Source organism: Clavibacter sp. MX14-G9D, assembly GCF_032917815.1.
Lineage (GTDB): Bacteria > Actinomycetota > Actinomycetes > Actinomycetales > Microbacteriaceae > Clavibacter > Clavibacter michiganensis_K.
The window spans coordinates 1-1490 of record NZ_JAVCVL010000355.1; the positions used below are offsets into that span (position 1 = coordinate 1).

General features: G+C 77.0%; 1 protein-coding gene and 1 pseudogene. One reads left to right on the plus strand and one right to left on the minus strand.

Annotation, left to right across the window (positions count from 1 at the left end; genetic code table 11):
* Nucleotides 1-748 (minus strand): annotated as a pseudogene (locus Q6969_RS15570) (hypothetical protein); the annotation flags it as partial.
* Between the two features lie 284 nt (nucleotides 749-1032).
* Between Q6969_RS15570 and Q6969_RS15575 the strand changes: the two are divergent.
* A partial coding sequence (locus Q6969_RS15575) for a DivIVA domain-containing protein (RefSeq protein WP_317231255.1) occupies nucleotides 1033-1490 on the plus strand: 458 nt, incomplete at its 3' end.

The window sequence follows — 1490 nt, forward strand, 5'->3', positions numbered from 1 at the left end:
CGGTCAGCGCGGCGCGTCGTGCTCCGGGGCCGACGCGCGGGATGCGCGGTCCGCCGCGCGGCGGCAGGTTGCGGCGCGGGCCGCGGCTGCGGCGCAGGTGGCGGATCGCGAGGAGGTACAGCACGAGGCCGACGACGAGCAGCACGATGCCGCCGATCACGAGCGGGACGACCCAGGGCGACTCGCCCTCGGTGGGCCAGGAGAGGGAGACCTCCGCGGGCGCGGCGGTCTGGCCGTCGGTGGCGAGGAGGAGGCTCACGTCGTCGGGGAGCCGCGTGCTGAGCTCGAGCTCGCCGTCGCCGGTCTGCTCCGAGAGCCAGAGGTCGGACCCGCGCGGGTCGGTGATCTCGGGAGCCGACTCGGCGTCCGTCCCCGCGTCCGTCCCGGAGGCGTCCGCGGTGGGGCTCGGCGTGGGCGCGGCGGCCTCGGGCCGCACGACCTCGGTCGTCAGCGCCCCCTGGTCGTCGACGGCGACGCGGGTGTACGGGCTCGTGCCCACCCACGCCTCGACGTCGACCGTCGGCGCGTACGCCGCGAAGATCTCGCCGTCCCCGCGGATGACGGTGTCCTGCAGGCCCGGGTTCGCGTTGAGCGTCTTCCCGTCGACGACCGCGTACGCGGCGCCCCCCGCGGAGGACGTGGCCGCGGTGAGGCGGTCCGGTCCGGCCAGGAAGGTGTGCTGGGCGATCCCCAGCCCGATCATGAGGGCCGCGACCACGAAGGTCGCGATCGCCAGGACGAATCGCACGGGTGTCTCCTCTCGTGTCGTCGCGGGCGGCAGCTGCGTGAGCGGCGGTCGGGCGGGCCGACCACGGCTGCCGGCGAGCACGGGTGCTCTCGCGACGTTCCGCCGTGCTGCGGGCGGACCGGCGGCGGACGACGACATCGAAGGATACCGGACGACCCTGGGAGCGCCTCCGCGGGCAGCCCGCCACCCGGGGGGACGGCCGGGTCCACGCCCCGCCGACTCGGTAGGATCGGCACCTGCCGCGCCTCCGTCCGGCGTGCGCGAGCCCCCGCGAAGGAGTCCCCGTGCCCCACGACGACACGCCGTTCAGCCCCGCCATGCGCGGCTACAACCGCGACGAGGTCGACCGGGCCGTCGCCGACCTCCGCCGCGAGCTCATCCGCTCCAACCAGCAGGGCGCCGAGAGCCGGGCCGAGGCCGAGCGCCTCCGCCGCAGCGAGCAGGAGCTGCGCGACGAGCTCGAGGAGGTCGGCAGCCCGACGTTCGCGGGCCTCGGCAGCAGGCTCGAGGCGACCCTCCGCGTGGCGGAGGAGCAGTCCACCCGGCTCGTCGCCCAGGCGGACGCCGACGCGGCGCGCCTCCGCCGTTCGACGCAGGAGGAGACGGACGCGCAGCGCGCCGAGGCCGAGGCGACCGCGCGGCACCTCGTCGACTCCGCCCGCGCGCAGGCCGCGCAGATCCTGGACGCGGCCCGTCGCGAGGCCGACGACCTGCGGGAGCGCGCGGACGACCGCGCCGAGGG